Here is a 25,249-nt window from a genome sequence, read left to right as displayed (position 1 = left end):
GCACGAAAGTGGAAACACCTTCGGGTTGTGAGGTTAAGTGACTAAGCGTACACGGTGGATGCCTAGGCAGTCAGAGGCGATGAAGGGCGTGCTAATCTGCGATAAGCGTCGGTAAGGTGATATGAACCGTAATAACCGGCGATACCCGAATGGGGAAACCCAGTGCAATTCGTTGCACTATCATACGATGAATACATAGTCGTATGAGGCGAACCGGGGGAACTGAAACATCTAAGTACCCCGAGGAAAAGAAATCAACCGAGATTCCCCCAGTAGCGGCGAGCGAACGGGGAGGAGCCCAGAACCTGAATCAGTTCTTGTGTTAGTGGAAGCGTCTGGAAAGTCGCACAGTAAAGGGTGATAGTCCCGTACACTAAAATGCATTAATTGTGAGTTCGATGAGTAGGGCGGGACACGTGACATCCTGTCTGAATATGGGGGGACCATCCTCCAAGGCTAAATACTCCTGACTGACCGATAGTGAACCAGTACCGTGAGGGAAAGGCGAAAAGAACCCCGGCGAGGGGAGTGAAATAGAACCTGAAACCGTGTACGTACAAGCAGTGGGAGCACCTTCGTGGTGTGACTGCGTACCTTTTGTATAATGGGTCAGCGACTTATATTTTGTAGCAAGGTTAACCGCATAGGGGAGCCGTAGGGAAACCGAGTCTTAACTGGGCGAATAGTTGCAAGGTATAGACCCGAAACCCGGTGATCTAGCCATGGGCAGGTTGAAGGTTGGGTAACACTAACTGGAGGACCGAACCGACTAATGTTGAAAAATTAGCGGATGACTTGTGGCTGGGGGTGAAAGGCCAATCAAACCGGGAGATAGCTGGTTCTCCCCGAAAGCTATTTAGGTAGCGCCTCGTGAACTCATCTTCGGGGGTAGAGCACTGTTTCGGCTAGGGGGCCATCCCGGCTTACCAAACCGATGCAAACTCCGAATACCGAAGAATGTTATCACGGGAGACACACGGCGGGTGCTAACGTCCGTCGTGAAGAGGGAAACAACCCAGACCGCCAGCTAAGGTCCCAAAGTCATGGTTAAGTGGGAAACGATGTGGGAAGGCATAGACAGCCAGGATGTTGGCTTAGAAGCAGCCATCATTTAAAGAAAGCGTAATAGCTCACTGGTCGAGTCGGCCTGCGCGGAAGATGTAACGGGGCTAAACCATGCACCGAAGCTGCGGCAGCGACGCTTAGGCGTTGTTGGGTAGGGGAGCGTTCTGTAAGCCGTTGAAGGTGACCTGTGAGGGTTGCTGGAGGTATCAGAAGTGCGAATGCTGACATAAGTAACGATAAAGCGGGTGAAAAGCCCGCTCGCCGGAAGACCAAGGGTTCCTGTCCAACGTTAATCGGGGCAGGGTGAGTCGACCCCTAAGGCGAGGCCGAAAGGCGTAGTCGATGGGAAACAGGTTAATATTCCTGTACTCGGTGTTACTGCGAAGGGGGACGGAGAAGGCTAGGCTAGCCGGGCGACGGTTGTCCCGGTTTAAGCGTGTAGGGGGAGTGACCTGGTAAATCCGGTTACTTATCAACCCTGAGGCGTGATGACGATGCACTACGGTGCAGAAGTAGTTGATGCCAAGCTTCCAGGAAAAGCCTCTAAGCATCAGGTAACACAGAATCGTACCCCAAACCGACACAGGTGGTCAGGTAGAGAATACCAAGGCGCTTGAGAGAACTCGGGTGAAGGAACTAGGCAAAATGGTGCCGTAACTTCGGGAGAAGGCACGCTGGCGCGTAGGTGAAGAGACTTGCTCTCGGAGCTGAAGCCAGTCGCAGATACCAGCTGGCTGCAACTGTTTAATAAAAACACAGCACTGTGCAAACACGAAAGTGGACGTATACGGTGTGACGCCTGCCCGGTGCTGGAAGGTTAATTGATGGGGTCAGCCGCAAGGCGAAGCTCTTGATCGAAGCCCCAGTAAACGGCGGCCGTAACTATAACGGTCCTAAGGTAGCGAAATTCCTTGTCGGGTAAGTTCCGACCTGCACGAATGGCGTAATGATGGCCAGGCTGTCTCCACCCGAGACTCAGTGAAATTGAACTCGCTGTGAAGATGCAGTGTACCCGCGGCAAGACGGAAAGACCCCGTGAACCTTTACTATAGCTTGACACTGAACATTGAGCCTTGATGTGTAGGATAGGTGGGAGGCTTTGAAGCGTGGACGCCAGTCTGCGTGGAGCCAACCTTGAAATACCACCCTTTAATGTTTGATGTTCTAACTCGGCCCCGTGATCCGGGGTGAGGACAGTGTCTGGTGGGTAGTTTGACTGGGGCGGTCTCCTCCCAAAGAGTAACGGAGGAGCACGAAGGTTAGCTAATCACGGTCGGACATCGTGAGGTTAGTGCAAAGGCATAAGCTAGCTTGACTGCGAGAGTGACGGCTCGAGCAGGTACGAAAGTAGGTCTTAGTGATCCGGTGGTTCTGAATGGAAGGGCCATCGCTCAACGGATAAAAGGTACTCCGGGGATAACAGGCTGATACCGCCCAAGAGTTCATATCGACGGCGGTGTTTGGCACCTCGATGTCGGCTCATCACATCCTGGGGCTGAAGTAGGTCCCAAGGGTATGGCTGTTCGCCATTTAAAGTGGTACGCGAGCTGGGTTTAGAACGTCGTGAGACAGTTCGGTCCCTATCTGCCGTGGGCGTTGGAAGATTGAGAGGGGTTGCTCCTAGTACGAGAGGACCGGAGTGAACGCACCACTGGTGTTCGGGTTGTCATGCCAATGGCACTGCCCGGTAGCTAAGTGCGGAAAAGATAAGCGCTGAAAGCATCTAAGCGCGAAACTTGCCTCGAGATGAGTCTTCCCTGGGCCTTTAAGGCCCCTGAAGGAACGTTTAAGACTAAGACGTTGATAGGCTGGGTGTGTAAGTGCAGCGATGCATTGAGCTAACCAGTACTAATGATCCGTGAGGCTTAACCTTACAACACCAAAGGTGTTTTAGAGAGATTGTAGAGATTTTCAGCGAGTTCCGAGATTGGTTTCAATGGCTACGGGAGTAGCGGTTGGAATGAAACAGAATTTGCCTGGCGGCAATAGCGCGGTGGTCCCACCTGACCCCATGCCGAACTCAGAAGTGAAACGCCGTAGCGCCGATGGTAGTGTGGGGTCTCCCCATGCGAGAGTAGGACACTGCCAGGCATCAATTAAGCCAAGAGGCCATCCGCAAGGATGGCCTTTTTGCTATGTCCGCTATATAAATATTTGCTGTTATTTCGCCCAATTTTCACGCCAGTCTTCAATGCGCATCACAAAAATCACGCTATATTCTTCGCCCGCTATTTGTTTTAATTGTTAACTCAATATTAACAATTGAGTTACATTTAAACGGCAGGACGCCGACTTCACGGTTTATCTGGCTCGGAGAATAGAAAATGACAGAAACAACCTCGGCCATTGAGGATGGAAATGCCGTCGATCCGGCAGTGCAGGACAAAAAGAAACGCATTTTCGCTATTGTTGGCGCTTCATCGGGTAACCTGGTGGAGTGGTTTGATTTTTACGTCTATTCCTTCTGTTCTATCTACTTTGCCGCTTCATTTTTCCCCGCCGGTAACAGCACCACCCAATTGCTACAAACTGCCGGCGTGTTCGCCGCCGGTTTCTTCATGCGCCCGATCGGCGGCTGGTTGTTCGGTTATATTGCCGATAAGCATGGTCGCAAAAACTCGATGCTGATCTCTGTTTGCATGATGTGTGCAGGATCGCTGGTGATCGCCTGTTTACCGACCTATGAGTCGATCGGCAGTTGGGCTCCGGTGCTACTGTTGGTTGCGCGTCTGTTCCAAGGCCTGTCGGTCGGCGGTGAGTACGGTACCAGCGCCACCTATATGAGCGAGGTGGCAATAAAAGGGCGACGTGGTTTCTATGCTTCTTTCCAGTATGTCACGCTGATTGGCGGCCAATTGCTGGCGTTGCTGGTTCTGGTGGCTCTGCAGCAGATCCTCTCTGCTGAGGAATTAAAAGCTTGGGGCTGGCGTATTCCCTTTGCGATTGGCGCGGTATTGGCGGTAGTGGCGTTATATCTACGTCGGTCGCTGAATGAAACCTCCGATGCCAAAACCCGTAACCATAAAGATGCGGGTTCACTGAAGGGGCTGTGGAAGAACCGTAAAGCCTTCCTGATGGTGTTGGGCTTTACCGCCGGTGGTTCGCTGAGTTTTTATACTTTTACGACCTATATGCAAAAGTACTTGGTCAATACTTCCGGGATGGACGCCAAGCTGGCCAGCGGCATTATGACCGCCGCACTCTTTATCTACATGCTGCTGCAGCCTTTGGTCGGGGCATTGTCAGACAAGATCGGTCGCCGCAGTTCAATGCTGATCTTTGCCTCGTTGGCGACCTTGCTGACCGTACCTATCTTGCTGACGCTGAAAAATGTCAGCAACCCTTATGCGGCCTTCGGTCTGATTGTGCTGGCGTTATTTATCGTCAGTTTCTATACCTCGATCAGCGGGCTGCTGAAGGCTGAAATGTTCCCGCCGGAGGTGCGCGCGTTAGGCGTTGGTCTGTCTTATGCGGTGGCTAATGCGATGTTTGGCGGCTCGGCGGAATATGTTGCACTGTCGCTGAAGTCGTTTGGCTTCGAGAATGCCTTCTTCTGGTATGTTTCCGGCATGTGTCTGCTGGCGCTGATCGTTTCTCTTCGCTTGCACCGCAAAGGGAAAGAGATCCAGCTGTGAATCAGCGGGTTGCGTGGTAAAGGCTATAGCCGGTCGCTGCTCCCGCGACATCCCAGGCAAAATCTTTCCAACTCCAGCCGGTGCCGCCTTCGCGACTGTCATACAGTTCTTTGGCGGCGCCGAGCCCGATTGAAAACATCAGGCCAAAGCTGCGGCTGCGTGCCTCATTCCAGTTTTGATGATCGCCATAAGCCGCACCGGCGGCAGCGAAAGCCGCAGAGGCGACAAAGTGTTGTGCCTTGTCTTTCCCGGTCCAGCTGTCATTTGCCAGGTGGGTACAGCCGCTGGTGAGCAATAGAAAGGGGAGCACGGCCAGGCAGCGGAGTGGGCGCATAATGAAAACATCCTGTTGTCATGACACATAAAAACCCCGGCATTGGCCGGGGTGAGACTGCTGAAAAACATACAATGTTTGTCAGCAGGCGCTAAAGGTTTTGAAAATAAATCAGGAAAATCAATTTATTGATTTTCGGCTGATGACACAAAGGGGGAAAAACCACGCTTTTATCCCCCTTTGTCAACAATCTGACCCCGGCATAGGCCGGGGTCTGCGATAGCTAAATTATAGCGGGATTACAGTATACGGCTAATCAACCGGTCAATACGGATACGGCGCAGGCGGCGGATCAGCTTGCGCACTTTGATCGGGTACTGCTGGATGCTTTGCAGTTCCAGGTAGTTCCCCACCACGGTGGTGTGAGTGCGGATGCACTCCAGCTCTTTATGCCGTTGCTCACGCATCTCCTGCTTGGGATCGTGGATCAGAATGGCATTCTCCAGATCCAGTCGCCAGGCGCGCGGATTGAGGTTATTACCGGTAATCAACTGCCATTCGTCATCGACCCACATGCCTTTCAGGTGGTAGCTGTTATCGCCGTCTTTCCACAGGCGAACAATCAGTTGGCCGGTATCGACATAGCGCTGCAGGCGGCTGAGGAAACGCCGCAGATTGATTTCGTACAGGTAAGGCAGGGCGCCGATAATTTTGAACGGCTGATCTTCCGGAATATAGAAATCATTGGCGGTTTTGTCGCCCACAATAATTTCCACCTGTTTGCCCTGGCGCAGCAGATAGATGATATTGCGCACCAGCAGGGCCGGCAGGTTGAAGTAAGGGGTGCACAGCGTCAGTTTCTGATCGGCACAGGACATCAGATGGTGAATGGTTTTATTCAACACGCTTTGCTTACCCAGCCCAACCAGCGGCGTTACCGCCAGCTCATCGTTGCCCGCCTGGTTGCGAAACTGATAACCGGCTCGGCGCAGACCGAAACGAAATAAGCGAGTTTCGTTTTTGATCTCCGGGCTCTTGGGACGATCGTCACGATCCAAACGTTGCACGGCACCGGCGGTCAGCAGGTGCTGCTTGATGTAATCGATCATGGTATTGGCCAATTCGCCATTGGTGATCAACTGGTAACGATCGTAGCGGTATTTCTCATGCTGATGCAGGTAAACGTCATTGATGCTGGCACCGCTGTAAACCACGGTATCGTCGATCACAAAACCTTTCAGGTGCAACACGCCCAGGGCTTCGCGGGTATTCACCGGCACGCCGTAGATTGGCACGGCAAGCTCTGGGTGCCGGTCTGCCATTGAGCAATACCAATCGGCGTTGGTATTGGCGGCCGCGGCGCCGATGCGCCCACGCTGGGCACGATGCCAGTCGACCAGAATGCAAATCTCCAGCGTCGGGCACCGCTGCTTGGCTTGATAAAGCGCGTTGAGAATATCGCGTCCGGCGTCGTCATGCTCCAGATACAGAGCGACCAGATAAATGCGTTGGGTGGCGTTAGCGATCAATTCCAGCAGCGTGGCACGGTAATCAGACGGTGTGTACAAAGTACGTACATCAGCTACCGTCTGGGGGAGTTTGGGCAGTTGTGCAAGGTGTTGTTGATGTTTGCTACGTTTAAATTTTGACAACATCACAGTGCGCTTCTTCTCTCATGATTAGATGGCCGGAACGCCAAATACGGGAAAACAGTAAATCGAATAATCGGGCGATAATACCACTAGTTGTCCCGATTGTGCGTATGTTTTGGCGTTAAGTGGTGGATTCGTAGCGCATTGCGACACAGGTCACTGCGCTTCTTCCGCCTGCAGCGGCAGGGTCAAATTGACGATACCGTCCTCAAGCTGCACATCGATGCCAAAGCCCAGCCGTTGCGCCAGCGCTATCATTCCGCGGTTATTAGGCATGGTGATGCCGGTCAGGCGGGCCAACCCGTGGGCGCGGGCATAGGCAATCATTTTTTCCAACAGTTGACGCCCCAGACCGAGCCCTTTCAGATCTGAACGCACCAGCACGGCAAATTCCGCGTCGGTATTATCCGGGTCGGAGAGGGCTCGTGTTACGCCAATGATTTGGTCATCCCGCACCGCGACAAAAGCCATCTCCCGATCGTAGTCGATCTGCGTCATGTTAGCCAAATCGTCATGGGTAAACTCGTTGATCTCACTGAAGTAGCGATAGTAGAGATCTTCCTTGGTCACGCGATCGATAAAGTGTTTCAGCGCGGGTTCATCTTCCGGCAGGATCGGTCGGAACAGGCATTGCGATCCGTCTTTCAATCCGATGGTTTCTTCCAGCTCATGAGGGTAAGGACGGATCGCCAAGCGTGCCTGCGGATCACCTTCGAACGGAGCAAGCTGCATGGAAACGTCGAGCAGGGTGAATTCGCTGCCAGAGGCCAGAACCGGGTGGATATCCAGACGGGTAATTTCCGGGCAGTCGAGGATCAGATTGGACACCTGTACCAGCAAGCGGCTCAGTCCAGGGATATCCAGCGGTCGTAAAGCGCTGCGGCCGCGAATTTTTCCGCCTTTCACCGCCTGCAATACCAGATAACGCGCCAGCGCCATATTCAGCGGCGGCAGCGCTACGGCGACCTGATTTTCCTGGCGCCATTCGATACCGCCTTCACCCAGCATGATTAGCGGGCCGAAAATGGCATCTTGCTCCACCGCGATACGAAGCTCCTGCGCTCCGGCGCGGTTGGCCATGCTCTGAACCAGCAGGCCGTGAATGCGCGCTTGTGGATAGGTACGTTTAACGCGGTCGAGAATTGCCTCAGCGGCGCGTTGTACCTCGGTAGCGGTGCGCAAATAGAGCATTACCCCCTGAACTTCAGACTTGTGCGGAATATCGGGGGAGCGCAGCTTCAGGGCCACAGGATAGCCAATTTGCTCGGCAATATGCACGGCTTCGGCGCTGTCTTCGGCAATCCAGGTAGGCAGCGTCGTCAGGTCATAGGCCTTTAGAATCGACTGTACCTCGTGGGTATCGAGCTGCGTTGCGCCCTCCGCCAGCGCCTGCTGAATCAATCGGTGAGCGTCGGCGGTGTTGGCCGTCAAACCGACCGGAAGCGCCGGGGTTTCTTTAAGCTGTTTCTGATTACGGCGATATTCCACCATATGCATAAACGCGGTTACTGCACCTTCCGGCGTTCGGTAGGTGGGAATACCGGCTTCGGTAAATAACCGGCGGGCTTCTTGCGAAGAGTACTCGCCGCACCAGTTGGTCAGCAAAGTCACGCGTTTACCACGCGGGTGCTGACGCACGGCCTCGATAATACGTTCGGCGGTCAGGGTGCCTGGGGCTGCCGCGCTAGGAGCGTGGATCAGCAATAAAGCGTCGTAGTCGTGGCTGTCGAGCAGGGTCTTGACCGCCGCCAGATAGCGCTGCGGTGTTGCATCGTCTCGCAGGTCAATCGGGTTGCCGGCGCGTATAAAGTCGGGCAAGGCGTCACCCAACTGCGCCAGGATCTCGTCTCCCAGCGGCGCCAGCTTGCCGTTGCGCCCCAACAGTTCGTCCAACGCCATTGCCGCCGGTGCCGCACCGTTGCTGACGATCATCAACCGCTCTCCGCGCAACGGATGCATATGGCTCAGCGTTTCCACTGCCGAGAACAGCTCGTGGGTATCCTGTACGCGCAGTAAACCGGCGCGTTGGATTGCGGCATCGTAAGCGGCATCCAGCCCCTGCTGACTGTTGAGCAACAGCTGGGCCTGCTGACTGCGTCCGCTTTTGACCACCAGAATGGGTTTGTTGCGCGAAGCACTGCGCGAGGCAGATAAAAAGCGGCGCGCATCGCTGATGTTTTCCAAATACAGCAGGATGGCGCTGGTTTTACTGTCGCGTGCCAGAAAATCCAGCAGGTCGTCGACGTCAATATCCAGGCTGTCGCCCAGCGCGATAAAATAGGAAAAGCCGACTTCGCGTTGCTGTGCCCAGTCGAGAATGGTATTGGCCACCGCGGCGGACTGGGAAATAAACGCCAGCTTGCCCTTCAGGATCGGTACCGGCGAGAAACTGGCGTTGATGCCTTGCCAGGGGGCCAGCAGGCCCAGGCTGTTCGGCCCCAGCAGGCGCATAGAATAACGCTGCGCGCAGGCTTTCAGCTCGGCGAACTGTTCTGGCGGCGAGGAGAGCACAATGGCCGTTTTGCAGCCGCGTTTGCCCAAATCCTCAATCAAGGCCAGATTGCGATGCGCATGGGTACACAGTATGGCCAGATCGGGGCTGAGCGGCAGGCTGGCGACGTCCGGGTAGGCCATGACTCCGCATACCGCCTTATAACGCGGCGTGACGGGCATGACCGGCCCGTTGAAGCCGCCGGCCAGCAGGTTGCTCATCATCAGGTTGCCGGCGCGGCCAGGCTGCTGTGAAGCGCCGAGAACAGCAATCGATTTAGGACGTAAAAGCGCTTCTAACCCTCGCTGGCTCATGCACGGCTCCTTTATATCCGTTATCCTTCAAAAGACAGGGGTGTTGGCTGCCCTCTCTCACCCTGGCCACTTAGTTAACTAAGCTCCCTGGGATGCGTTCAGTTGCCGCCTACCTGTCTTTCGAATGCTATTGGCTATAGGCAACGTTACCGACTTGATTCTAGGCGTTTTACAACGGCTTTGCTGTGACCGGTGCCTCCGGGCGAGTAGGTTTCCCTGCCAGATACTGTTGACGGAAGTAGCGAAAATGCTCAGCCAGGCCGTCGGCCGCGGCGGTATCACCGGCCTGTTGCAACAGCGCTGTCGCCACTTCCGCGGTGCAGTGCTGCTCTGTGCGGCTGGCTTCACGCAGTTGGTAATTTGAGGCGGCGGTAACATTGAGCGAAAACACCGGAAACTGATTGAGGTACGGGCTTTTGCGGAACATCTTGCTCGCCTCGGTCCAGGTGCCGTCGAGCATAATAAACAGCGGCGGTTTGCCACCGACGGGCAGTTCGCTGAATACCGGTCGTTCAGGGGCGGCATAAGATGCGGGAAACACCACGTAAGGTTGACGTTCGGGATCGTTAATCGCCGTCAGCAGGCCAGGGTCAACCTCGGTACGCGACCAAAGAAACGCCTGGGTATCCGGCAGAATATCGGCGATCAATCTGCCGGTATTGCTTGGTTTGAGCGGTTCTGCGCCAAACATGATCAGGCAAAAACGGCTGGCGGCCGGCTGCGGCTGGATAGTGTCACACAGGCAGTTTTTTTGTGGCAGCAGACACCCCTGACAACGCGTAATGCGGTTGCCACGCGCCAGAAAAGGGCGGGTTGATCGTTCCAGGCGAAACTGGCGCAGGCGAAGTACGGCGTTGTCGGTCATAAAGATCCCGGGGAAAAAACGCCATTGTAACGCAGAAAAAAGCCCGACGGGAGCGTTCGGGCCGGTTTGAAATGCGGCGGTGTCATTCACAATGGGCAACACCGCCTGGACTTTCTGCGTTAAACTAGTTCATTGAGCCAGTTATCAAACGGCGTTTTCGGCATGGCGCCATTGAGCATGTCGACCATTTTTCCGTCGCGGAAGAGCATAATGGTCGGGATGCTGCGGATGCGGAAACGGGCGCTCAGTTCCGGTTCAGCCTCGGTATTCACTTTTACGAAGCGGACTTTACCGGCGCGCTCTTCGGCAACGTCTTCGAAGATCGGCGCAAAGCTGACGCAAGGACCACACCACGGTGCCCAAAAGTCGACCACCACCGGCAGGCCATCCTGCAGCAGCGCGTCCAGTGTCGCGGCGGTGGCATTGATCACTTCACCGTCAAAAAGCGCATGGCCGCAACGGCCGCATTTTGCGCCGTCAGCCACACGATCTTCAGGTACGCGGTTGGTGGCATTACAAGCGGGACAAACTGTATTCATGATGACCTCGGATACTGGGAAAGCACGACATACCGCATTCGGGTTGCGGAGATGTATCTTTAATGCTGCTTATTATCGTTAAAAGCGCGTCAATGAACAAAGAGGTTTGTTCAATGAATACGATAGTTGTTAGCTTTTAGCGCAAGTAGGTGGCTTAGCACCCCAACATCAGGTAATCTTCGCGCCCTGCGCGTTGGTGGAGAAGAAAATGAACGATTCATTTAGTGGCAAGAACGGTAAAGTTAAAGTGATGTACGTCCGCAGTGACGACGACAGTAACGGCGACGACCGTAACAAGAATAAGCGTCCGGCCGGTAAAGGCCGTCCGGCAGACGGTGCTCGCTCTTCGGGCCGTACCGGTCAGGACAAGCCGCGCGGTAACAACGATCGCCGTGGCTCTGGCTCTGATTCCCGCCGCAGTGAAAGCGATCGTCCTCGCCGTCCAGCGCGTACTGAAGACCGTGGCGGTTATGATTCGCCATGGAAAACCGTGTCTCGTGGTCCGGAAGAAGAGCCGGCGTTCGATCACGGTGGCATCAGCGGCAAAAGCTTTATCGATCCAGAGCAACTGCGTCGCCAGCGTGCGGAAGAAACCCGCGTGTACGGTGAAAACGCCTGTCAGGCGCTGTTTGCCAGCCGTCCGGACGCGATCGTCCGCGCCTGGTTCGTGCAGTCGGTCACGCCGCGTTTTCGTGAAGCGCTGCGCTGGATGGCAGCCAACCGCAAAGCCTACCACGTGGTAGATGAAGAAGAGCTGGCCAAAGCGTCCGGCACCGAGCACCACGGCGGCGTATGCTTCCTGATCAAAAAACGTCAGGGCCTGGATGCGCAAACCTATCTGAAAGAAGCACCGGCGAAAGACTGCGTGCTGGCATTGGAAGAGGTGGGCAACCCGCACAACCTGGGCGCTATCGTCCGTTCTTGCGCACACTTTGGCGTGAATGGCGTTCTGTTGCAGGATCCGGCATTGCTGGAGTCCGGTGCGGCGGTACGTACCGCAGAAGGCGGCGCGGAACACATCAAGGCGATCAGCGCAGATGACTTCCTGTCGGTGCTGGATACTTTCCGCAAGGCAGGTTACGCCATCGTGACCACTTCTAGCCATAAAGGCACCCCATTGGCACAGGCTAAGCTGCCGGCCAAAATGGTGCTGGTGTTGGGGCAGGAGCGTGATGGCCTGAGCGACAGCGCCTGGCAGCAGGGTGATATGAACGTGTCTATCGGTGGTACCGGCAAGGTAGAAAGCCTGAACGTATCGGTCGCGACCGGCATTTTGCTGGCCGATTGGTGGCGTCAAAACCAGGCTTAATATCCGTCGCCTGGCTGCAACGGTATAAATAAAAAACGGGCGCCTCTGGGCGCCCGTTTTGCTTTCTCTGGTTTAGTGAGCGCCGCCGCCCCCACCGCCGGAGCTGAACGGCGGTTTCGCCACCCAGACCAGCACCAGCAGGACCAGGAACACCCCGGCCGACAGCCAGAAGATCTCGTTGGCGGAGATAATCAGCCCCTGCGCGGTGATCTCGTTGGCGATGTAGGCCGAAGCCTGCTGCTTGCTCATGCCAATTTGTTCCAACTGCCGGTACATCTCTTGCGACTGCGGGTTGTAAGGATTCACAAACTCCGTCAGCTGCGAGTGATGCTGCGATTCTCGCTGGGTCCACAAGGTCGTGGTGATCGATGTCCCGATCGACCCCGCCAGTGTTCGAGTAAAGTTCGACAGGCTCGATGCCGCCGCCATGCGCTCCGGCGGCAGGCCGGACAGCGTAATGGTGGTCAATGGCATAAAGAAGCAGGCGATGGCGAAGCCCTGAATAAACTGCGGCCAGGCCGAGGCGCCAAAGTCCATTCCCGGTTCAAAGGTATAGGCGCGCCAGTAGAAGCACACCGCATACATAATGAAACTGAAGGTCACCAATCGTCGCATATCAAGCCGGTTGCCGAACTTGCCGATAATCGGCGACAGCAATACCGGTATCAACCCGACGGGCGCCGAAGCCAGTCCTGCCCAGGTGGCGGTATAGCCATAAACCTCCTGCAGCAACTGCGGCAATAGCACAATGGCGCCGAAGTACAGCATGTAGGCCAGGCTGATACACAGGCAGCCGACGGTAAAGTTGCGCGATTTGAACAGTGACAAATCCACCACCGGGTGGTCGTCCGTCAGTTCCCAGACAATCAGGAACAGCAGCGCCACCACCGCCACCACCGTCAGAACGATGATCTCGGTCGAGTTGAACCAGTCGAGCTCCTTGCCCTGATCGAGCATCACCTGCAAAGATCCTATACCGACGATCAGCAGCACCAGACCGACGGTATCGATCGGTTTGATCTCGGTTTTGGTTTCCCTGCCTTTCAGCGTCGACATCGCCACCAGGATCACCACGGCACCGATCGGGATGTTGATGAAGAAGATCCAGCCCCAGTGATAGTTGTCACTGATATAACCGCCGAGGATAGGCCCGAAAATGGGCGCAACGATCACCGTCATCGACCATAGTGCCAGGGCCATCGCTCGCTTGGCGGGCGGATAGTTGTTAAGCAACAGACTCTGCGACAGCGGGATCAACGGCCCCGCGACCACACCCTGGATCACGCGGAAGAAGATCAGCATGCCCAGACTGTTGGAAATGCCGCACAGCCAGGAGGCGAGTACGAACAGCGCGGTGGACCAAAGGAACAACCGCACTTCACCGATGCGCTTTGCCAACCAGCCGGTGATCGGGATGGAAATGGCGTTCGCCACGCCAAACGAGGTGATCACCCAGGTTCCCTGCGAGTTGGAAGACCCGAGGTTACCCGCAATCGTTGGGATCGCCACGTTGGCAATGGTGGAGTCCAGCACCTGCATAAAGGTCGCCAGGGCAAGCGCGACCGTCATCCAGGCGAGCTGAGCACCTTCAAGCGGTTTCTGTGCCAAGGTAGCCTCCCGCGCGCTTAACCGGCATTCGCATGGATCACGTCGGCGATCATTTGGTTAACCGGTGCCAGGTTCAACGCCAGGGCGTCGCTTTGGTACAGCGGTTTGTCGCGCACCACGTCAGACAGCACGCGGCCGTCCAGATTGGTGGTGTCAACTTTAACCAGGGTCGACAGACCGATACGCAGCGGATGATCGGCGATTTGCTTGGCGTCCAGTTCAATACGTACCGGCAGACGCTGAACCACCTTGATCCAGTTACCGGTGGCGTTCTGCGCAGGCAGCAGTGAGAAGGCGCTGCCGGTACCCATATCGATACCGACCACTTTACCGTTGTACACCACGTCATCACCGTAAATGTCACTGACTACGGTAGCCGACTGGCCGATACGCATATTGGCGATTTGGGTTTCTTTGAAGTTGGCATCAACCCAGATGTGATCGGCTGGCACCACTGCCATCAGCGGGGAACCGGCGGCGATTTGCGCGCCAACCTGTACGCTGCGGCGTGAGACATAACCGGTGATCGGGCTGATGATTTTGGTCCGTTGCAATGCCAGCCAGGCGTCACGCATTTGCGCTGCGGCCTGTTGAATGGCCGGCTGCTGCTCCAGCGGGGTATTCAATACCATCGCCTGGTTAGCGTTGTATTGCTGCACCGCCACTTCCAACGCCGCCTTGGCGCTGTCGACTGCATCGCGAGCATGTTGCAGCTCTTCACGGCCGATAGCGTCAACGCTGCCGAGCACGACGCGGCGTTTCAGATCGTTTTCAGCCTTGCTCAGGTCAGACTTGCGCAGGGCAATGTTGGCCTGATACTGCTTGCTGTTGATGATCAGCTGGTGGGTCTGACGCACGCTATTGGCCAGGCCGGTTTTGGCGCGTTCCAGCGCCTGTTCGGCATCGGTCGGATCCAGGGTAACCAACACGTCACCCTGTTTCACATAGTCGGTATTGTCGAAGTTGACGCGGTTAACGCTGCCGTTCACCTGGGCCATGATCTGGACCTGGTTACCGGAAACATAGGCGTCGTCGGTTTCCTGATGATGACGTAACACCAGGAACCAATAGACTAAATATGCCACCCCAATAACGATGAAAATAACCGTCAGCAGCAGCAGCCAAAATTTACGCTGCTTCTTTTTACCTGCCGGTTGCTGCGGGTTTTGAGTCTCCGCGCTTGCGCTCATGGTGTTCTCCAAGCTCTCTATTTTATTATGCTTTTGAACCCGTAGCGGCCGGGGCCTGATAGCCACCGCCCAGCGCACGGATCAGTCCTATCTTCGCCTGCAGCAAATTGCTGCTGGCATTCAGTTCCGCCTGCTGCTGCTGCAAAAGCTGCGTTTGGCTGGTCAACAACTGGTCGCGCCCGATAATCCCTGCCTGGTATCGAGCGTTAGCGACGCGGTACACCTGTTGCATCGATTCGGACGCAGATGCCGCCTGCAGCTGCTGTTGCGCAGTGCTTTGTTGGACGGTGATGGCATCGGCGGTTTCCTGCACGGCATTCAGGATGGTTTGGTTATAGGACTCCACCGCTTGGTCATACAGCGCGGACTCCTCACCCAGCTTGCTGCGCAGCGCACCGGCGTGAAAGATCGGCAATGAAATTGCCGGCATCACGTTCCAGGCCTGGCTGGCCGCTTCAAACAGATTCGGGCTGGTCCCACTGGTGTTGGTGGTGGTCAGGCCGGCAAAGGCTGAAATGGTCAGGCTGGGGTAAAATTCTTTACGGGCGGCGCTGACGCGCTGGTTATAGGACTCCACCAACTGGCGCTGTGCGGCGATATCCGGACGTTTGCCCAACAGATCGGCGGTCAGCTCACCTTTTGGCGCCATTAAATTGCTGGCGGGAAGGGCCACCGGGCGCAGGTGCTGCATGGCGTTCGGGCCCTGGCCTGCAAGCGCAGCCAGTTGGTGTCTGAGCTGTTCAATCTGCGATTGCAATTGCAGGATCTGCTGCTTGGCGCCGTCGGCTTGCGCCTGGGTTTGTTGCGGAACATCAACGCCGGTGATGCCGGCCTTGTATTGCTGTTGGCGCAAGTCCGCCAGGCGTTGGTTGTTGTCCACTTCCTGCTGCAACAGCTTTTCAAGCGCGAAATTGCTCTGCAACTGGTAATAGGCGGAGGCTACCGAACTGGTCAGCGTCAACGCGGCCTGTTCCTGCTCGGCGCGGGCCGCATCGACCTGTGCCTTGGCGGCGTTGACCTGGTTGCGGTATTTGCCCCACCAGTCGAATTCATAGGCCAGGTTTAGCCCCAGCGAGTTGGAGGTTTCGTAGATCGGTTGATGAGGATACCCCAGCCCCAGGTTCACGTTTTGCGGCACTTTTTGGCGGTTGCTGCTGGCGTTGAGATCCAGATTCGGCCCGTTGGCGGCGCTGGCTTCCCCCATTACGCTTTGTGCTTCGCGTACGCGTGCCGCTGCCTGTCGCAGCGAAGGGGAGCTTTGCAGCGTCTGGGTCATCAGCGCGTCAAGTTGCTGGTCGTTAAGCGCGCGCCACCACTGCGGGCTGACGTTCAACGAGCTGACCTTCGGCTGCGCAAGCTGCAGAGCCTGCGGATCCATCAGGGTGGATTGCGGGGCAATATTATCGGTAGACGCACACCCGGCCAGCAGTAATACGGCGAACAGTGGGGTGAATCTCCAGTTAAATGGGGATCGCATAGTATGTATGTACCTGAACAGAAATTATTGGGATAACTGTTCTGTAACTTCCATCTGGTCCAGGCGCGTCAGCAGCTTACGCGTCAGCTTTTCAAGCTGTTGCTGTTCATCATCGTTCAGCGTGGACCACAGGAAATGCAGACACTTGTGCTGCGGTGGCAGCAATTGATTGAGAAACTCTTCTCCCTGCGGCGTCATGTGCAGGTGCAGGCAGCGACGATCGTTGTCGCTTTCACGGCGTTCAATCCAACCGCGTTTCTCAAGTTCGTCGGCAATGCGCGTGGCATTGGTCCGTGACGAGCCCAGGGCAGAGCTTAGCTCAGAAGGCTGAATGCTGTGGCTTTCCTGCGCATCCAGAGTAATCAGCGCCATAAACAATGTTTCGTTAATCCCTTGTGCTTTTAGCATTTTATTGCGGTTTTCCAGCAGCTTGCTTTGCATGTGCATGCACAGGCGGGTCAGCAGGATTTCCTGGTAAGGGAAATCTTTCTGACGCTTGGCGCGGAAATTAAGCATTTGTTCAATGGGAGCAAACGAGCTTTCCATAATTTTGGGCCTCATTAGTTTCGTCCGAGATAGTAACGATAGTGATTAATAATGTAAATGTTCAGCAGGGTGATTAATTTAGCAATTCGTGTCATTTGTCAGCGGATTGTCAATAAACCCACTTTAAGCAAAAGGGTTAATGCGACGTGCTGCCTAAGATTAAAGGTTACCCTGACTGAAAATCATAAATAACTTTAATGTAATGCCAAAGGATGCCGCGCCAATCAGCGTCGACAAAATGATGCTTTTGGTTCGGTAAAAACACAGGCCCAGCGCGGCGAAACCGGCCAATGTCGGCCATAGCTTGTCCGGTTCACGCATCACTACCGGGGTGCTGGAAACCACCAGCAACGCGCAGATTGAGGCGATGCCGATGCTGTCGAGCAACAGTGCGGTTTTACCGCGTTTGATTCCCGGTTGTGCCCGCGCAGGCGCCAAACGCAAGGGTAAGTAGCGGAACAGATAATTAGCACAGCCGACCACCAGGCCGATCACCAGCACATCAGTGTTCATCAATGGACTCCGTTGCCGAGGGTTGGAACAGGGCTGCGATACAACCGGCGCTGATGCCGGCCAAAATGGCCACTGGGATAGAGAACAGCACTACGCCAAGCAGCGCACCGGCCAGCGCGGCGGCGATGGTCAGGCTTTGCGGGCGTTTGAATGCCGCCAGCAGGAAGCTGAGGAACAGCGCCGGCAACATAAAGGATAATGAGGCTTCAATCACCGGGAACTGCTCTAGTGGCCCATTGCCGAACACGGCACCCAGCGCGGTGCCTGCGACCCAAGACAGCCAGGAGCAAAGCGAGATGCCGATCATCCAGTTCTCGCTCCAACTGCGGTTATTGCGCATCAATTTAGCGGTGGCGGCGGCGAACACTTCATCAGTCAGGCCAAAGGCCCAGAGCGCAGTTTTGCCGCCCGACATGCGCGAGACGATGCGATGGCGCAAAGCAGGACCATACAACAGGTGCCGTATATCCATTGCCATCACGGTCAGCGCGGAAACCCACAGTGACATACCGGCGCTTAACAAGGCGGTGATCACGAACTGGCTGGCGCCCGCATAGATGATGCAGGAGAAGAAAATGCTCTCTAGCGGGGAGAACCCCAGCTTAACGGCGCTAAGGCCAAACGCAAAAGCCACCGGCACATAGCCGATAACGATCGGTAGACTGTCGACAATGCCGTGGGTGAAGGTGGAACTGACGGCTGGGGGATTGATACTTTCTGCAGCTTGGCTTTGCATAATGTATTTGAATCGCAGGGTATATAGGGAACCAATAGTTTATCCCCAGAACATTACCAGAGAGTAAGTAATGTTTATACCCTGCGCCGCTAATAAATTTCCGCTATGACTATTCGCGTGCTAATCAGATGGCCGCCGGTCCCTGGGGATCATGGCGCTTGCCCAACCACCAGGTGAGCAGGTTAAACAGGCACAAAATGCCCCCTGCTGCAGCGACCCCTGTCCACCCCGCGTGCTGATAGGCTGAGGCAGACAGCAGCGAACCCAGAGCGCCGCCGATAAAATAGCTGGTCATGTAGCCGGCCGTCAGGCGATTGCGCGCTTCCGGCATAATGCGATAAATCACGCTCTGGTTGGTAACGTGTACGGCCTGCACGGCCAGATCGAGGATCAGAATGCCGACGATCAGTGCCCACAGCGATTGTTTAGCGAAAGCGATAGGTATCCACGACAGCAGCAGCAGTACCAGGCCTACCGTAGTGGTTAATCCCGCCTTGCCCTGATCCGCCAAATGCCCGGCGCGGGAGGCGGCCAACGCTCCGGCGGCCCCCACCAGCCCGAACAGGCCGATGACCCCTTCGGAATAACCAAAAGGCGGGGCCGCCAACAGGAAGGCCATTGAGGTCCAGAGCACGCTGAAGTTGGCAAAGGACAGCGCACCGAGCACTGCACGGGTTCGCAGCAGCGGTGAACCGCAAAACAGGGTGAAAATAGACTTCAGCAACTGAGGGTAATTCAGTCCGGAGTGCTGTTTGTAACGTGGCAGCGCGCGCCACAAGATCAACGCCATCAGGATCATCAGCACGCTGGCCACCCAGTAAATGGTGCGCCAACCGCCGATTGATGCCAGTGCGCCCGCTACGGTACGTGCCAGCAGAATGCCGAGCAGCAGGCCGCTCATAATGATGCCAACGGTTTTTCCGCGTTTTTCCGGGTGTGCCAGCGTAGCGGCCAACGGCACCAAAATTTGCGCCACTACCGAGAACAACCCGGTGAGGGCCGTCCCCAGGATCATCATCGGCAGCGTGGTGGAGCTGGCGGTGATCAGCATGCCTCCGGCGGCCAGCAGCGTCATAAACACGATCAGCCCACGACGTTCAAACATATCGCCGAGCGGCACCAGCAGCAGCAGGCCTACGGCGTAGCCCATTTGGGCGGCGGTGACGATAAAACCGGCCTGATTGACCGATAGCCCAAAGTTTTGGGCGATGGTTTCCAGCAGTGGCTGCGCGTAGTAGTTACTGGCGACAGCCAAACCGGTGGCGATGGCGATCAGCACAATCAGTGCCGGGCTGAGGCCTGGAGGTGAATTTTGTTGGCTCATTGGTTTCAATCACAAGAAAAAGTGGTGCAAGTATCGGGCAGGACAGCGGGTTAAACCAATGTATAATTTTCATCTGATTAATCTCATTTAGAGATAAATGAATGAACCTGAAACAGATTCGTTTTGCGCTGGCGGTTGCCGAAGAGCAGAGTTTTACCCGGGCGGCGCAGCGCTGTCATACGGTGCAATCGGCGCTCAGCCACCAGATCGCCAAATTGGAAGAGGAGCTGGGCTGTGCATTGTTTGAGCGTACTTCGCGCCGGGTCAGGTTGACCACCGCCGGGCAGGCATTTATTCAACCGGCGCAGCGACTGCTGGCGGCAAAACAGATGCTGGTGGAAGAGGTTGTCGCCGCCAGCGGCACGGTTTCCGGTACCCTGACCATCGGCACAATTTCCACCATAAACGCGATTGATCTGACCGAAAAACTGGGTAACTTTCACCGCCATTATCCCGCAGTGAATATCCGGCTGTACGTGGGCATGAGTGAAGAGTTGTTGGAAGACGTTCGGCAGCAAAAGACCGATGTGGCGTTTGTCGGCCTCTGGCCGGGGGATATCGATATGCTGCCGGTGTCCCATCGGCAACTGACCGACGAGCCACTGGTGGCGTTGGTGTCACCACAACACCCGCTAGCCAGTCGGGAACGCGTGAATTTGCAAACCTTGTCGGAAGTGCCGCTGGTGGACTTTTACAGCGGGACCGGTGCCCGGCGCCAGACTGACCGCGCGTTTCAGGCTGCAGGCATCAAGCGTCACGTCAGTTTTGAGATTGACCATATCGAATGGCTGGAGAATTTGGTACGCCGTGGGTTGGCGACGGGCATTGTGCCGATTTCGACGGCGCAGCGCTTGAGCACGCTGGTGTCGATTCCGATAGAAGATGGTCCACGGCGTCAGGTGTACTGTGTTTGGCCGCAGCCGCTGCCACGGACCGCCGAGCGTTTTTTACAGTTTAGCGGGATTGAAATCAGCGAATAGGGCGCGACAGGCTGCCGCGCCCAGGGTAATTATTTCTTCGCGGCTTCCGCGGCGGTTTTCACCCAGCCGTCGAAGGTGGCCTGATGCGCCTTGATCCAGCCATTTACATGGTTTTGGATATCGGCTTCGGAGGCCTGGCCTTCATGCATCCGCAGGTTCTGCGCATTCACGTCGGCAATCGGCAGCTTCATGATGGCAAACAGCTTGGCGGCCGCCGGGTTGGCTTCGGCCCACTGCTTGTTGGCGGCGATGCGCATGGTGTTGACCGGGAAACCATAGTTGGCGCCGTTAGGCAGCTTGGTATCGAGGTTTTTCTGCTCGCCCGGCATGGCGGAGAACGGCACCTGCAACCAAACAACGTCGCGGCCCGGCACCAGCACGTCACTCACCCAGTACGGCGTCCAGGTGTAGTACAGCACCGGCTTACCTTCTTTGTAGCGAGTAATGGTATCGGCAATCATCGCCGCGTAGTTGCCCTGGTTGTGCTCGACGGTTTTCTCCAGGCCGTAGGCTTTGATGTGATGGTTAATGGCCGCCTCGCAGCCCCAGCCTGGCGTACAGCCGGTCAGGTCGGCCTTGCCGTCGCCATTGGTATCGAACAGCTTGGCAATATTGGGATCTTTCAACTGTTCAACGTTGGTGATGTGGTATTTATCGGCGGTTTTCTTGTCGATCAGATACCCCTGAGCCGCCCCGTTGACGTAAACCCCTTCACGGTAAAACTTGGCGTCGCCGCCTGCGGCTTTGTATTGATCGGCGTGCAGCGGATCCCAGTTTACCGCCAGGAAGGTCGCGTCGCCGGAGGCGATGGAAGTGTAGGCGACGTTGTAGTCCACTTCCCGGGTGTCTTTAACGTCATAGCCCAGCTTTTCCAGCGCCTTGCTGACCAGCAGCGTCTGGAAGGTCTCTTCTGAAATGGTGCTTTGCACCGGTTGAACGGTGACGCCTTTACCGGGCAAGTCGGCGGCGGAAACCGCCTGTGAGCTAATCAGTGTGGTAAGGGCAACCGCCCAGATTCCTGTAGTGCGCATAGTGAAATACCTTTTTATGTTATGAAGCCGGGATTTCCGGCACCCTGGGATTATTTCGCTGCTGCCGCAGCCGTAGTGATCCAGCCGTCAAAAGTGACCTGATGCGCTTTGATCCAGCCGTCTACGTGACGTTGTATGTCGGCGGCGCTGTTCTCGCCTTTGTGCATGCGCAGGTTCTGCGCGTTCACGTCCGCTAACGGCAGTTTCATGATGGCGAACAGTTTGGCGGCGGCCGGGTTAGCCTCGGCCCATTGCTTGTTGGCGACGATATGTTCGTTGTTGACGGAAAAACCGTAATTTTTGCCGTTCGGCAAGGCGGTATCGTTATCTTTCAACGAACCTGGGCTGGCGGAGAACGGCACGGTTAACCAAACCACATCACGACCCGGTGCCAGCTCATCGCTCACCCAGTACGGCGTCCAGGTGAAATACAGCACCGGTTTACCCTGTTTGTAGCGAGTCAGGGTGTCGGCGATGATGGCGGAGTAATTGCCCTGGTTTTGAGTGACGGTGTCGCTCAGGCCATAGGCTTTGATATGGGTGTTAATGACGTTGCCGCACACCCAGCCCGGTTCGCAGCCGGCCAGATCGGCCTTGCCGTCGCCGTCGGCATCGAACAACTTCGCCAGCTTGGGATCTTTTAACTGGGAGATATCGCTGATGTGGTATTGATCGGCGGTTTTCTTGTCGATCAAATAACCCTGGGCCGCATTGGTGATATAGGCTCCCTGACGATAGAATTTCTTGTCGCCGCCGGCGCTTTGGTACATGTCGGTTTGCAGCGGATCCCAGTTCACCGCCATGTAGGTGGCGTCGCCGGAAGCGATAGAGGTGTAGGCGATATTGTATTCCACCTCGTCGGTAGGCTGGACGTCATAGCCCAGCTTGACCAGGGCGCGGTTGACCAATTCGGTCTGGAAGCTTTCTTCGGCGAGGGTGCTTTGCAACGGTTTTACCGTGACGCCTTTGCCGGGTAATTCGACGGCGAACGCCTGTGTGCTTAGCAATGAAGTCAGGGCCAGAGCCCAAATTCCTGTCGAGCGCATAGTGGTTCCTTCGTTTTTATAAATGCTGTCGGTGCCCCCGACGTTTGGCCGGGGGCAGGGCGATTAAGGCTTTTTGATGAAGGGCCGGGTGACTAACCCGATCGGGCCGTGAGCATACCAACGGCCGATGCCTTTGCTGCGGCGATCGCGCCCCAGCGATTGGGTGAGGCGGTCGAGAATAATCGCCAGGATCACGATACCGACCCCGCCAACGGCGGCCAGCCCCATATCCAGACGACCGATACCGCGCAATACCATCTGGCCCAGGCCGCCAACGGCGATCATCGAGGCGATAACCACCATCGACAGCGCCAACATCAGCGTTTGGTTTACGCCGGCCATAATGGTCGGCATTGCCAGTGGCAGTTGCACTTTAAACAGCAGTTGGCGCGGGCTGGCACCAAAGGATTCGGCGGCTTCGATCAGATCCTCAGGCACTTGGTTAATGCCCAGAATGGTCAGTCGCACGATCGGCGGCAGCGCAAAGATAATGGTCACCACCACCCCCGGCACGTTACCGATACCGAACAGCATGACGATCGGCACCAGATAGACGAAGGCCGGCGTGGTCTGCATGGCGTCGAGCAGTGGCCGGATCACCTTGCCGGCATGTTTGCTGCGCGCCAGCCAAATGCCGAGCGGCAGACCGATGACGATACAGAAGAACAGGGCGGTCAGGACCAGCGCCAGGGTCACCATGGCTTGCGACCAGGCGCCAATCGCACCAATGGCAATCAGCGAGACCAGCGTCGCAGCACCCATACCAAGGCTGGAGAGCTGCCAGGCAATCAGCGAGAACAGCAGAATGGCGATCGGGGCAGGCATGCCGAGCAGCAGCTGCTGAAAGCCGCTGAGAATAAAATCGACCGGTACGCGAATGCCCTGAAACAGCGGGCGAAAGTGCAGCACCAGCCAGTCGATGCCGTGGGTCACCCAGGAGTCAAACGGCACCCAGGTTTTGTGGAACGGATCCAGCAGGCTGAAATGTTCCTGTTGGACCGGTGCGCTGTTAAGCCAGTCGGCACCCTGAGCGGCCTGATTGGCGGCGTCATGGGTTTCTGGTGGCGGTGTGCTGGACCAGGCATCGCCGGCGGGCGCTGTCGATGTTGCGGCGTCAGTCGCCGGTGCGGCGCTGGGGTCGGCAGGCGCAGTCGCCCATGGATCCTGTGTAGTGTCACTCATTCGCTGGGCCCTCTTTATCTAAGGCCTGCAACAGCATGGCCTTGGAAATAATTCCGATATAGTTATTTTCTTCGCAGACCACGGGGACCGCACAGGGCGCCAGGGCAACCAATGAAATCAGTTCGCTCAGCGGCATGTCGGCCGGGACCGGGGCAGGGGCTTCCAGCAGGGCGTCATCCAACGTCTGGTTGGCCGCCAGCGCCTGCTTGAGTGAATCTACCGACACCACGCCGATAAATTTCTTCCCACGTTCAATAACATAACCATAATCGCGGTCTTCATCGCGCAGCAGCTGTAGTGCTGAACGCGGACCAAAACCGGGGGTTTTGCGAATAAGGGCGACAGGACGACGCTGGGCGATATCCTTGGCGCTGAAAACGTGGCTGATATCGACGCCACGGAAGAAGGTGCGGACATAATCGTTGGCCGGATTATTTAATATTTCCTCCGGCGTACCGACCTGAATAACCTCTCCGCCTTGCATAATGGCAATACGATCGCCAATACGCATTGCCTCATCCAAATCATGGGAAATAAAGACGATGGTGCGCTGATGCTGGGCCTGTAATTTGACCAGCTCATCTTGCATCTCGGTACGGATTAATGGATCCAGCGCCGAGAAGGCTTCATCCATCAATAATATGTCCGGATTATTCGCCATGGCACGGGCTAATCCCACGCGCTGACGCATCCCGCCGGAAAGTTCATCGGGATAAGAATAGGCATAATTCTCCAGCCCGACCTGACGTAATGCCTCCAGGGCTTTTTCCTGGCGCTCCTGCGGTGGAATGCCGGCCAATTCCATACCGAACGCGGTGTTATTCAATACATTCATATGCGGCATTAAAGCGAATGATTGAAACACCATGCTGATCTTATTACGGCGTACGGCGCGCAGTGCGCTGTCGGATATTTTAGATATATCCTCGCCATCAATCAGCACCTGACCGCGGGTGGGTTCTATCAGACGATTGAGAAGGCGTACCAGGGTAGATTTTCCGGAACCGGAAAGCCCCATGATGACAAATATCTCGCCTTCTTCAATGGCCAGAGAGGCGTCTTTTACGCCCAGTGATAATCCGGTTTTTTCAAGCAATTGGTCTTTTGTCAGGCCTTTTTCAATCAGTTTGAAAGCGCGATCCGGATGTTCGCCAAATATCTTATACAGGTTCTTTACTTCGAGTTTAATTGCCATGCAATTTGCTGTTTCCTCTGATGAATTATCAAACGATAAAAATTTCCCAATAGAAAATAATAGTCCCCTATACCCTAACACAGTGAATATCTGAGACAACCCTCAATGTCCGATGAATGGGATATTGACGATTTACATCAAGTTTTCGATTAGTTATGGTAATGAGGTGAGTGCTCAATTATCAGTGACTGATATTTCCGATAAACGGTTGGTTTTAAGTAAGAATAATCCGCTCGGATTATTGCTGTTATTTGCCTGCCAAAGCCTGTTTTCGGAC

19 protein-coding genes and 2 rRNA genes are annotated in these 25,249 nt (G+C 55.7%); 5 read left to right on the top strand and 16 right to left on the bottom strand.

Annotated elements, in window-relative coordinates; all coding sequences use genetic code 11:
* Window positions 1–31: 31 nt before the first annotated feature.
* The 3 genes from EBA31_RS20360 to EBA31_RS20350 all read left to right on the top strand — a co-directional run bounded on the left by EBA31_RS20360 (window position 32) and on the right by EBA31_RS20350 (window position 4,700).
* A 23S ribosomal RNA gene (locus EBA31_RS20360) occupies window positions 32–2,938 on the top strand.
* Window positions 2,939–3,040: 102 nt separating this feature from the next.
* Window positions 3,041–3,156: ribosomal RNA gene (rrf, locus tag EBA31_RS20355) — 5S ribosomal RNA — on the top strand.
* A 233-nt stretch (window positions 3,157–3,389) separates the two neighbouring features.
* The gene (locus tag EBA31_RS20350) at window positions 3,390–4,700 is read left to right on the top strand and encodes an MFS family transporter (protein WP_044554485.1); all 1,311 of its coding nucleotides are present in this window, start codon (window positions 3,390–3,392) and stop codon (window positions 4,698–4,700) included.
* A gap of 1 nt (window position 4,701) precedes the next feature.
* On the opposite strand, the gene EBA31_RS20345 is transcribed toward EBA31_RS20350, so the two are convergent.
* From EBA31_RS20345 to trxC, 5 genes are all read right to left on the bottom strand, one after another.
* Window positions 4,702–5,034, bottom strand: a complete 333-nt coding sequence (locus tag EBA31_RS20345) for a YfiM family lipoprotein (protein WP_020828327.1) — start codon at window positions 5,032–5,034, stop codon at window positions 4,702–4,704.
* A gap of 239 nt (window positions 5,035–5,273) precedes the next feature.
* Window positions 5,274–6,629 carry a CDP-diacylglycerol--serine O-phosphatidyltransferase gene (pssA, locus tag EBA31_RS20340; RefSeq protein WP_162302908.1) on the bottom strand — a complete coding sequence of 452 codons (1,356 nt, stop codon included), beginning with the start codon at window positions 6,627–6,629 and terminating at the stop codon, window positions 5,274–5,276.
* Window positions 6,630–6,782: 153 nt separating this feature from the next.
* Window positions 6,783–9,431: a bifunctional acetate--CoA ligase family protein/GNAT family N-acetyltransferase gene (locus EBA31_RS20335; protein WP_122080066.1), complete on the bottom strand. Its 2,649-nt coding sequence runs from the start codon at window positions 9,429–9,431 to the stop codon at window positions 6,783–6,785.
* Between the two features lie 169 nt (window positions 9,432–9,600).
* Complete coding sequence (locus EBA31_RS20330; protein ID WP_122080668.1) at window positions 9,601–10,296, bottom strand: tRNA-uridine aminocarboxypropyltransferase; 696 nt, start codon at window positions 10,294–10,296, stop codon at window positions 9,601–9,603.
* Window positions 10,297–10,415: 119 nt separating this feature from the next.
* Window positions 10,416–10,835, bottom strand: a complete 420-nt coding sequence (gene trxC, locus EBA31_RS20325; RefSeq protein ID WP_041414882.1) for a thioredoxin TrxC — start codon at window positions 10,833–10,835, stop codon at window positions 10,416–10,418.
* 208 nt (window positions 10,836–11,043) lie between these two features.
* Here trxC and EBA31_RS20320 point away from each other — a divergent pair, with 208 nt between their 5' ends.
* A complete protein-coding gene (locus tag EBA31_RS20320; protein WP_020828322.1) occupies window positions 11,044–12,144 on the top strand; it encodes a tRNA/rRNA methyltransferase in 1,101 nt (366 codons plus the stop codon).
* Between the two features lie 72 nt (window positions 12,145–12,216).
* Here the strand turns inward: EBA31_RS20320 and emrB are convergent, their stop codons facing one another.
* The 7 genes from emrB to EBA31_RS20285 all read right to left on the bottom strand — a co-directional run bounded on the left by emrB (window position 12,217) and on the right by EBA31_RS20285 (window position 19,538).
* Entirely contained in the window at window positions 12,217–13,752 is a 1,536-nt protein-coding gene (emrB, locus tag EBA31_RS20315) for a multidrug efflux MFS transporter permease subunit EmrB (RefSeq protein WP_048761023.1), read from the bottom strand.
* A gap of 17 nt (window positions 13,753–13,769) precedes the next feature.
* Complete coding sequence (emrA, locus tag EBA31_RS20310) at window positions 13,770–14,942, bottom strand: multidrug efflux MFS transporter periplasmic adaptor subunit EmrA (RefSeq protein ID WP_020828320.1); 1,173 nt, start codon at window positions 14,940–14,942, stop codon at window positions 13,770–13,772.
* Window positions 14,943–14,967: 25 nt separating this feature from the next.
* The gene (locus EBA31_RS20305) at window positions 14,968–16,419 is read right to left on the bottom strand and encodes an efflux transporter outer membrane subunit (protein ID WP_122080065.1); all 1,452 of its coding nucleotides are present in this window, start codon (window positions 16,417–16,419) and stop codon (window positions 14,968–14,970) included.
* Between the two features lie 24 nt (window positions 16,420–16,443).
* The gene (mprA, locus tag EBA31_RS20300; protein ID WP_020828318.1) at window positions 16,444–16,965 is read right to left on the bottom strand and encodes a transcriptional repressor MprA; all 522 of its coding nucleotides are present in this window, start codon (window positions 16,963–16,965) and stop codon (window positions 16,444–16,446) included.
* A 159-nt stretch (window positions 16,966–17,124) separates the two neighbouring features.
* Window positions 17,125–17,478 carry an L-valine transporter subunit YgaH gene (ygaH, locus tag EBA31_RS20295; RefSeq protein WP_116691876.1) on the bottom strand — a complete coding sequence of 118 codons (354 nt, stop codon included), beginning with the start codon at window positions 17,476–17,478 and terminating at the stop codon, window positions 17,125–17,127.
* Window positions 17,468–18,214 (bottom strand): AzlC family ABC transporter permease, encoded by a 747-nt coding sequence (locus tag EBA31_RS20290; protein ID WP_116691877.1) that lies wholly within the window; start codon window positions 18,212–18,214, stop codon window positions 17,468–17,470. The genes ygaH and EBA31_RS20290 overlap by 11 nt, the downstream gene beginning before the upstream one ends.
* A gap of 124 nt (window positions 18,215–18,338) precedes the next feature.
* Window positions 18,339–19,538 carry an MFS transporter gene (locus tag EBA31_RS20285; protein ID WP_048761032.1) on the bottom strand — a complete coding sequence of 400 codons (1,200 nt, stop codon included), beginning with the start codon at window positions 19,536–19,538 and terminating at the stop codon, window positions 18,339–18,341.
* A 101-nt stretch (window positions 19,539–19,639) separates the two neighbouring features.
* Between EBA31_RS20285 and EBA31_RS20280 the strand changes: the two genes are divergently transcribed.
* On the top strand, window positions 19,640–20,518 hold the full coding sequence (locus tag EBA31_RS20280; RefSeq protein ID WP_020828314.1) for a LysR family transcriptional regulator: 879 nt from the start codon (window positions 19,640–19,642) through the stop codon (window positions 20,516–20,518).
* A 29-nt stretch (window positions 20,519–20,547) separates the two neighbouring features.
* Here EBA31_RS20280 and proX (EBA31_RS20275) read toward each other — a convergent pair whose 3' ends face one another.
* The 4 genes from proX (EBA31_RS20275) to proV all read right to left on the bottom strand — a co-directional run bounded on the left by proX (EBA31_RS20275) (window position 20,548) and on the right by proV (window position 24,972).
* Window positions 20,548–21,549: a glycine betaine/L-proline ABC transporter substrate-binding protein ProX gene (proX, locus tag EBA31_RS20275; protein ID WP_020828313.1), complete on the bottom strand. Its 1,002-nt coding sequence runs from the start codon at window positions 21,547–21,549 to the stop codon at window positions 20,548–20,550.
* Window positions 21,550–21,599: 50 nt separating this feature from the next.
* Entirely contained in the window at window positions 21,600–22,595 is a 996-nt protein-coding gene (proX, locus tag EBA31_RS20270) for a glycine betaine/L-proline ABC transporter substrate-binding protein ProX (RefSeq protein ID WP_115058161.1), read from the bottom strand.
* A 63-nt stretch (window positions 22,596–22,658) separates the two neighbouring features.
* Window positions 22,659–23,777 carry a glycine betaine/L-proline ABC transporter permease ProW gene (gene proW, locus EBA31_RS20265; protein WP_122080064.1) on the bottom strand — a complete coding sequence of 373 codons (1,119 nt, stop codon included), beginning with the start codon at window positions 23,775–23,777 and terminating at the stop codon, window positions 22,659–22,661.
* The gene (gene proV, locus EBA31_RS20260; protein ID WP_020828310.1) at window positions 23,770–24,972 is read right to left on the bottom strand and encodes a glycine betaine/L-proline ABC transporter ATP-binding protein ProV; all 1,203 of its coding nucleotides are present in this window, start codon (window positions 24,970–24,972) and stop codon (window positions 23,770–23,772) included. Before proV ends, proW begins: the two co-directional genes overlap by 8 nt.
* Window positions 24,973–25,249 lie beyond the last annotated feature (277 nt).

Origin of the sequence: Serratia sp. P2ACOL2, from assembly GCF_003691565.1 — a bacterium.
Taxonomy (GTDB): Bacteria; Pseudomonadota; Gammaproteobacteria; order Enterobacterales; family Enterobacteriaceae; genus Serratia; species Serratia liquefaciens.
The sequence above is the reverse complement of the archived record's forward strand: the minus strand, read 5'-3'. Positions and strand labels throughout refer to the sequence as shown.

Bases quoted from the DNA above. Each gene is read 5' to 3' on its own strand.
- EBA31_RS20305 (WP_122080065.1), bottom strand. From the start codon at position 16,419: ATGCGATCCCCATTTAACTGGAGATTCACCCCACTGTTCGCCGTATTA.
- EBA31_RS20330 (WP_122080668.1), bottom strand. From the start codon at position 10,296: ATGACCGACAACGCCGTACTTCGCCTGCGCCAGTTTCGCCTGGAACGA.
- emrA (WP_020828320.1), bottom strand. From the start codon at position 14,942: ATGAGCGCAAGCGCGGAGACTCAAAACCCGCAGCAACCGGCAGGTAAA.
- proV (WP_020828310.1), bottom strand. From the start codon at position 24,972: ATGGCAATTAAACTCGAAGTAAAGAACCTGTATAAGATATTTGGCGAA.
- EBA31_RS20350 (WP_044554485.1), top strand. From the start codon at position 3,390: ATGACAGAAACAACCTCGGCCATTGAGGATGGAAATGCCGTCGATCCG.
- EBA31_RS20290 (WP_116691877.1), bottom strand. From the start codon at position 18,214: ATGCAAAGCCAAGCTGCAGAAAGTATCAATCCCCCAGCCGTCAGTTCC.
- EBA31_RS20320 (WP_020828322.1), top strand. From the start codon at position 11,044: ATGAACGATTCATTTAGTGGCAAGAACGGTAAAGTTAAAGTGATGTAC.
- mprA (WP_020828318.1), bottom strand. From the start codon at position 16,965: ATGGAAAGCTCGTTTGCTCCCATTGAACAAATGCTTAATTTCCGCGCC.
- pssA (WP_162302908.1), bottom strand. From the start codon at position 6,629: ATGTTGTCAAAATTTAAACGTAGCAAACATCAACAACACCTTGCACAA.
- proX (WP_115058161.1), bottom strand. From the start codon at position 22,595: ATGCGCTCGACAGGAATTTGGGCTCTGGCCCTGACTTCATTGCTAAGC.
- proW (WP_122080064.1), bottom strand. From the start codon at position 23,777: ATGAGTGACACTACACAGGATCCATGGGCGACTGCGCCTGCCGACCCC.
- ygaH (WP_116691876.1), bottom strand. From the start codon at position 17,478: ATGAACACTGATGTGCTGGTGATCGGCCTGGTGGTCGGCTGTGCTAAT.
- EBA31_RS20285 (WP_048761032.1), bottom strand. From the start codon at position 19,538: ATGAGCCAACAAAATTCACCTCCAGGCCTCAGCCCGGCACTGATTGTG.
- proX (WP_020828313.1), bottom strand. From the start codon at position 21,549: ATGCGCACTACAGGAATCTGGGCGGTTGCCCTTACCACACTGATTAGC.
- EBA31_RS20335 (WP_122080066.1), bottom strand. From the start codon at position 9,431: ATGAGCCAGCGAGGGTTAGAAGCGCTTTTACGTCCTAAATCGATTGCT.
- trxC (WP_041414882.1), bottom strand. From the start codon at position 10,835: ATGAATACAGTTTGTCCCGCTTGTAATGCCACCAACCGCGTACCTGAA.
- EBA31_RS20345 (WP_020828327.1), bottom strand. From the start codon at position 5,034: ATGCGCCCACTCCGCTGCCTGGCCGTGCTCCCCTTTCTATTGCTCACC.
- EBA31_RS20280 (WP_020828314.1), top strand. From the start codon at position 19,640: ATGAACCTGAAACAGATTCGTTTTGCGCTGGCGGTTGCCGAAGAGCAG.